Origin of the sequence: Synechococcus sp. R8-2 (genome assembly GCF_047461715.1) — a bacterium.
Taxonomy (GTDB): Bacteria; Cyanobacteriota; Cyanobacteriia; order Thermostichales; family Thermostichaceae; genus Thermostichus.
Genome location: NZ_JANSHQ010000500.1, coordinates 1 through 7,446, shown reverse-complemented (window position 1 = coordinate 7,446; position 7,446 = coordinate 1). Strand labels below are relative to the sequence as shown.

General features: G+C 60.7%; 4 protein-coding genes. 1 reads left to right on the top strand and 3 read right to left on the bottom strand.

The features are described 5' to 3' along the window. The first annotated feature begins 46 nt into the window (after window positions 1-46). Window positions 47-706, top strand: coding sequence for a thiaminase II (gene tenA, locus NW819_RS11565; protein WP_011434003.1), 660 nt, complete (start codon window positions 47-49; stop codon window positions 704-706). Here tenA and NW819_RS11560 read toward each other — a convergent pair. Genes NW819_RS11560 through NW819_RS11550 form a run of 3 tightly spaced genes read right to left on the bottom strand, consistent with a single transcriptional unit; the run spans window position 703 to window position 7,257 of the window. Beyond that, entirely contained in the window at window positions 703-1,425 is a 723-nt protein-coding gene (locus NW819_RS11560) for a uracil-DNA glycosylase (RefSeq protein WP_414413833.1), read from the bottom strand. The genes tenA and NW819_RS11560 overlap by 4 nt on opposite strands. Beyond that, window positions 1,406-5,320 carry a DNA-directed RNA polymerase subunit beta' gene (locus NW819_RS11555; RefSeq protein WP_414413832.1) on the bottom strand — a complete coding sequence of 1,305 codons (3,915 nt, stop codon included), beginning with the start codon at window positions 5,318-5,320 and terminating at the stop codon, window positions 1,406-1,408. The genes NW819_RS11560 and NW819_RS11555 overlap by 20 nt, the downstream gene beginning before the upstream one ends. A gap of 53 nt (window positions 5,321-5,373) precedes the next feature. Then, window positions 5,374-7,257 carry a DNA-directed RNA polymerase subunit gamma gene (locus NW819_RS11550; protein WP_414413831.1) on the bottom strand — a complete coding sequence of 628 codons (1,884 nt, stop codon included), beginning with the start codon at window positions 7,255-7,257 and terminating at the stop codon, window positions 5,374-5,376. Between the last annotated feature and the right edge of the window lie 189 nt (window positions 7,258-7,446).

Genomic DNA, 7,446 nt, shown 5'->3' with positions numbered 1-7,446 from the left:
CTCCTGCAATTTCTAGCTGAAGACCAAACGCCGAGAGACGGTCGCCATGCCCCAGTCCTTTACTGCCCACCTTTGGCAAGCCATTCAGCCCATCTACAAGCAAATCCTCGATCACCCCTTCAACCGAGAGTTGGCAGCGGGCAGCCTATCGCGGCAGCGGTTCCAGTTTTACTTGCAGCAAGATGCTCTTTATCTCACGGATTTTGCCCGCGCTCTGGCCTTGATTGGAGCTCGTTCCGAAGGGGCTGAGCAGGTGGTGAGTTTCTTGAACTTTGCCCTGGGAGCCATTGTGGCCGAACGCAGCCTGCACGAAAGCTATTTTCGCCTCTACGACATTCAACCCGAAACAGCCTATGCCCCTGCCTGCTTCGCCTATACCCGTTTTTTGTTGGCTGCGGCGGCTGTGGATCCCTATGAGGTGGCCATTGCCGCTGTGCTGCCCTGCTTTTGGATCTACCGAGAGGTGGGATCCGCCATCTATCGCACCGCACAGCCTGACAATCCCTACCAACAGTGGATCGACACCTACGCCGGGGAAGAATTTGCCCAAGTGGTGCAGCAGGCTTTGGACATCACCGACTCCGTCGCTCAGCAGGCTACAGAACCGCTGCGGGAAAAGATGAGGGCAGCTTTTGTCACTGCCTCCCGGTTGGAATGGCTGTTTTGGGACAGTGCCTATCGCCTCGAATCTTGGCAACCCGCCTAATCCTCAGCCGGTCGGGCTGGCTTATCAGACAGCAACTGCTGGGCTTGCGCGAAAACGGCATCCAACATCGGCTCCGTCAGCAGCCGTGTGGCCGTGTTGCGCCGGCTGGGATGGTAAGACGCCAGCAAATAGCGACCCTCTGCCAGGGGAATAACGCAGTTGTGGCCAAAGCGGGGACGGGGCCTGAGAGGTGGCAAGAGCGTCAGAGCGTGTTGGAAGGCAAAATGCCCCAACGTCAGGATCACTCGCACCTGGGTTAGCAGCTCCAGCTCTTGCTTCAGGTAGCCCAGGCAGGTCTTGGCTTCTATGGCGGTGGGGCGGTTCTCCGGGGGCACACAGCGCACCACTGCCGAGATGTAGCAATCCTGCAATTGCAGGCCATCCTCTCGGTGGGTAGAGGTGGGCTGATTGGCAAACCCGGCTCGGTACAGGGCGCGAAACAGCCAGTCCCCGCTGGGATCCCCGGTAAACACGCGCCCGGTGCGGTTGCCCCCATGGGCTGCCGGCGCCAACCCGATCACCCACAGCCGCGCCTGCGGATCCCCGAACCCTGGCACCGGTCGGCCCCAGTAGAGCTGGTCGCGAAAACGGGCCACCTTCTGAAGGGCGACTGACTCTCGCCAGGCCACCAAGCGGGGGCAGCGGCAGCAACTGACGATTTCAGTTTGCAAAGTGGCCCAATCCTGGAGACCCAGCGCCTCACTCCTCCTCGTCGTCATCCTCCTCTAGCTCGTCGAAGGCAGGGGTGGAATCGTCGATCAACTGATCGTCTTCCAAGATCAAACGAGGCGGCAGCTCCGGCAACACTGCAGGCTCTTCCTCCTCTTCGTCAGGCTCCGGCTCGGCGGCAATCTCCTCGTAGGTGGTGAAGCCCGTGCCTGCCGGGATCAAGCGCCCGATGATTACGTTTTCCTTCAAGCCGCGCAGCCAGTCGGATTTGCCCTCAATGGCCGCCTCAGTCAGCACGCGGGTGGTTTCCTGGAAGCTGGCCGCTGAGATGAAGCTGTCGGTATTCAAGCTGGCCTTGGTGATCCCCAGCAGGACGGGCGTGTATTTGGCCGGCGCTCCTCCAGTAATGGCCATGGTGGCATTGATCTGCTGGATTTCCCGCAACTCCACCAGCTCGCCCGGCAGCAGGATGGTGTCGCCGCCATCATCCACCCGCACCTTGGAGGTCATCTGGCGCACCACGATCTCGATGTGTTTGTCGGAGATCTCCACCCCCTGGGAGCGGTAGACGTTCTGCACTTCGTTGACAAAGAAGCGCTGCACCTCCCGCAGAGCCAACCGTGCGGCTTGGTCATCTCCCAAGGTTTGGCGATGGTACTCGTAGTAGATCTCCAAGAGGTCGTGGGGGTTGGCAGGGCCATCGGTTAGGGGATCCCCCACCCCCACCGGCTGTCCGTCCACCACCATCAAGCTTTGCCCCGGCAGCACAGGATAGTCTCTAACGGTGCCATCGGCTTCGATGACCTTGAGATCTGGCTCTTCTCCCCGCCAGCTCAGTTGAACGGTGCCGGGCCGCTTGGCCAGAACACACATTTCCTTGGGCTTGCGGGCCTCCAGCAGCTCCTCAATCCGTGGCAGACCCTGGATGATGTCCCCTGTCTTGGCCCGCTCGAACACCAAGAGGGCCAGAGAATCCCCCCGCTGCACCAGATCGCCATTCCGTACCTGCAGAATGGCACCCGCAGAAACCAAGTAGGGCCGCGCCATCCGCAACAGGACTTGGCCGTCCGTTATCTGCATCACCTGTCCTGACTGTGGAGAAGGGATCCCAGGCGCCAGCTCATCTCCGGCCCGCACCAGCGCCCCTACCGCCACGCTGGCTGAACCTGTCAGGGGCACCTGCACCAGATCGTCGTCGGTAATCACCAGCACCCGCCGTACCACCTCCGCTCCCTCGCGGATCCCTTGGACGATCCCGGCCTTTTTGGCTTGGATTTCGGTGCGGGCGATAACATCTCCGCTGGCGATGGAGTCTCCTTCCTTCACCAACAGCCGCGTGTGGGTACTCCCCTGCGTCAGATCCGCTTCCACGTCGCGGCGCAGCAACAGGGTTTCCAGAATCACCAGTTGCAGGCGGCGAATATCTGGATCCTTCTCATCTTGGATCAGCTCGATATCGGCCTTCAGTTGTGGGGCGTCGGTATCGATTTCCAGCACCAGTTGGGTGCGCAGGAGCTCTACAGGGCCTACCGACTTCACCCGCTCCCCATCTTTGAAGGGAACCCGCTGCACCGCCCGCAGACGAATGGAGCGACCGGACTCGCTGGTGGACTCTTGAGTGGGCACCAAGGGCCGGTCGGGGATCTCGTACTCCTGCACCGGACGCAGCAGCAAGCCTGGGCCTTCGGGAGTTTCCACGTGTTCCAGGTAGACCAGTCGGTCGGGAACGATGCTGCTGAGCACCGGTTGCCCGGGCTGGATTAGGGTGCCACTTTTCACTTCCAAGTCGGCGGGGTTGTCCACCAGATGCAGGGATCCCGGCTTGATGACAATCTCCCGCAGAATGTCGTTCTTCTGGATGACTTCGACAACACCGGCATTCTGGCAAAAGATGTCTTTCACCACCTCAGTGCCTGCTTCCACATACTGGCCATCGTCCACGTTCAGCAGGGAGATGTCCTTGTTCACCTCGTGGGTCTCTTCCGGGATCCACAGCAGGGTGCCGCCCTGGATGACTTCGTAACCTTGCTTGGCCTTGCCGCGCCGTGCCACCTCAATGCCAGCGAACTTCACCAAGCCTCCCGTCTGACTGCGGAAGTGGTTGTCGATCAGCTCCGCCACCACCTCATCGTTGCCCACTTTGGTGCCCGGAGTAGCCTTGAGAACAAAGGTCTGCCCACTGGAAGTGTCCAGCAAAAATTGTTCCCGCCCCTGGTGGGATTCCACCCGTACCCGTGCTTCCCGCAACACCACCGAAGCGTTGATGATCTCCACCTCGCGCCCACTTCTGGTGTCGCTGCGCTCCGGTAGCCGCACAATGCCGCCATGCTCCGTCACCAGCGAGGTTTCGGCGATCACATCCCCCGCCTGCACCCGATCCCCGTTTTTCACCACCGGCTCGGCCCCCGGAGGCAGGTTGTACACCTGTCCAGACATCACCCAGATCAATCCCTGCCGCTGGGCAGTGTAGGTGGTGTTACCCTGGCGGTCAGTCTTCTCCTCGATGGGCAGATCGGCAAAGCGAATTTCTCCAGCCAGGTCGGCCACCACCTCTTTCTGGGCTTTCTCGGTGCTCTTACGGCTGGCCTTGGCCAGGGACACCTCTGCAATCAACTGATCCCGCTGCACCTGGGCTCCGTCCCGCACCAGCAGGGTGGATCCCTGAGTCATGTCGAAGGACTCCCGTTGACCGTCTGGGCCTTCCAAGATGATTTGGTTGTTTACCTCCACTTGTAGAGCATCGTCGCCGTGGCGGGTACGGAAGGGGCGGGTGCGCAGATTTTTCGGGAACCGCACCACACCCGCAAAGGGGGCGCGAATTTGGCGGGCCACCTCCCCTGTAAACACGCCTCCCGTGTGGAAGGTGCGCATGGTCAACTGGGTGCCCGGCTCCCCAATCGATTGGGCGGCGATGATCCCGACCGCTTCCCCCAGATCCACCAGGCGGGAGTGGGCCAAGCTCCAGCCATAACACATCCGGCACACGGAGCGGTTGGCTTCACAGGTGAGGGGAGAACGCACCATCACCTGGCGGATGCCAGCCTCTGCAATGGTTCTAGCCAAGTCGTGATCCACTTCTTGGTTGCGGCGGGCGAGGATCTCCTGGGTTTGTGGATGCACCACGTCGCGCGCCAACACTCGGCCCACCAAGCGCTCCTCCAGAGACACCACCACCTTGTCCCCGTCCATCAGGTATTCCAGAAGGATGCCCTGCTCAGTGCCGCAGTCGGATTCCCGCACGATCACATCCTGAGACACGTCCACCAAGCGGCGGGTGAGGTAGCCAGAGTCGGCGGTGCGCAGGGCCGTATCCACCAAGCCCTTGCGGGCCCCATAGGAAGAGATGATGTACTCGGTAACGGTCAGGCCCTCGCGGAAATTGGTTTTGATGGGCAAATCGATGATCTCCCCCTGGGGGTTGGCCATCAGGCCGCGCATGCCCACCAACTGCCGTACCTGGGAGACATTCCCCCTCGCCCCCGAGTTGGCCATCATGTAAACGGAGTTGAGGGGATCGTTCTGCCGGAAGTTGTTGAGCATCTCCTCTTTGATCTGGTCGTTGATCTGGTTCCAGGTGTCGATCACCTTTTGGTAGCGCTCCACCTCTGTGATTTCTCCACGGGTATAGCGCTCGGTGGCCGCCTCGATCTCGGCTTCCGCTTGTGCCAACAACTGCCGCTTGCTGGGGGGAACGCGCAGATCTTCGACGCTGATGGAGACGGCTGCCTGGGTGGCGTATTTGAAGCCCAGGGTCTTCAGAGCATCCGCCATCTGAGCGGTGCGGGCTGTGCCGTAGCGGGCAAAAGACCAGGCAATCAGGTTACGCAGCTCTTTTTTGCCAATTTGATAGTTGCGAAAGGGCACAGGGGGCAAAGGGGCGTCGGCTTTGTTGCCGTCGGCAGCCTGCCGCGCCAGGCCAGCGGAAAATCGTCCTTTTTCGCTCATGATGCCTCGCTAGAGAGAAGGGGAGAGAAGAGCCGTCCTACGGCAGAGGGTAACTACGCAGACAAAATATCCTGCACGGTCTTGTTAAAAATGATCCGGCCCGGCGTGGTGCGAATGTACTGGCTGATCACGTTGCCGTTTTGATCTTCGCGGATACGGCGGTAGTTGGTGATCTTGAGGCGGATGCCGCCCGCTTCTTCGATAATTTGCGGCTCGGACTCTTTTTCGCCCTTGCCCAACTCCATCGGGCCGTGGTAGCGCACCCAGACCTTGCTGTGCAGGCCGATGGCACCGCAGTCGTAGGCGATGAGAGCATCTTCCAAGCTGGCGAAGAAGCGATCGCCAATATCTGGCGCGTGGGGGTTGTCCGCCGTCAGGTAGTAGCATCCCAGCACCATATCTTGGCTGGGGGTGATGATGGGAGCGCCGGTGGCCGGGGAGAGGATGTTGTTGGTGGCCAGCATCAGCAGGCGCGCTTCCGCCTGGGCTTCCAACGACAGGGGCACATGCACCGCCATCTGGTCGCCGTCGAAGTCAGCATTGAAGGCGGGGCAAACCAAGGGGTGAAGTTGAATCGCCCTTCCCTCCACCAGGATCGGTTCAAAAGCTTGGATCCCCAGGCGGTGCAGGGTGGGGGCACGGTTGAGCAAAACCGGGTGGCCGTCGATCACGTCCTCCAGCACATCCCAAACCTGCGGGTCGTTGCTTTGGATCAGCTTTTTGGCGGCCTTGATGTTGTTGACGATGCCCCGCTTGATCAATTTGTGGATGACAAAGGGCTGGAACAGCTCGATGGCCATCTCTTTGGGCAGGCCACACTGGTGCATGCGCAGGTTGGGCCCCACCACGATCACCGAACGCCCGGAGTAGTCCACCCGTTTGCCCAACAGGTTTTGCCGGAAGCGCCCCTGTTTGCCCTCGATGATGTCGGAGAGGGACTTGAGGGGACGGTTGTTGGCCCCCGCCACCACGCGCCCCCGCCGACCGTTGTCGATCAGCGCGTCCACCGCCTCCTGGAGCATGCGCTTTTCGTTGCGCACAATGATCTCCGGCGCCATGATCTCCTGCAGCCGGGCCAGACGGTTGTTGCGGTTGATCACACGACGGTAGAGATCGTTGAGGTCGCTGGTGGCAAAGCGGCCCCCATCCAACTGCACCATGGGGCGCAGATCCGGCGGGATCACCGGCAGCACCCGCAACACCATCCACTCCGGACGGGATCCGGTGGCGATGAAGTTGTCGATTACCCGCAGCCGCTTGATCAGGCGCGCCCGCTTTTGGCCGCGAGCACTGGTGATCTCCTCCCGCAGTTGCTCCGCCTCTTTTTCCAGGTCGATATCCTTGAGCAGGCGCTCGATGGCCTCTGCCCCAATCATGGCCCAGTTCTCCGGCAGTTGCAGTTCGGATCCCTCCTCGTACATCTGATCTTCGATCTCGAGGAATTGATCCTCCGTCAGCAGTTGTTTGTAGGAGAGATTCTGGGCATTGCCCGGATCCACCACTACGTAGGCGTTGAAGTACACCACTTGCTCCACATCCCGCAGCGGCATGTCCAACAGGGTGGCGATGTGGCTGGGGATCCCTTTCAAATACCAAACGTGGGTGACCGGAGCGGCCAACTTGATGTAGCCCATGCGGTGGCGGCGCACCCGCGACTCGGTTACCTCCACCCCACAGCGCTCGCAGACGATCCCCCGATGCCGTACCCGCTTGTACTTGCCGCAGTGGCATTCCCAGTCTTTGGCCGGCCCAAAGATGCGCTCGCAAAAGAGACCATCCATCTCCGGCTTGAGGGTGCGGTAATTGATGGTCTCGGGCTTGGTGACTTCCCCCACCACTTGACCATTCGGCAGGGTGCGCTGGCCCCACTCCATAATCCGTTCTGGAGAAGCCAAGCCGATTTTGACATAGTCAAAGCGTTGCTCTGTTTTGGCCATCGCCGTTTTCCTCCTGGCTTGCTGAACCCAAAGGAGAGGGAAGCCCCACCCTCCTTCGTGGGTTGAAGGGGATCCCCGTCACGTTCGCGTCAGGGGTGGGGAGCGCTCTCAACCCTCAAAAGTCCTCTTCCTCCTCCTCGTCCTCATCTTCCTCAAGGCTGCGGCTGGCATTCGCGTCAGCGGTGCGGA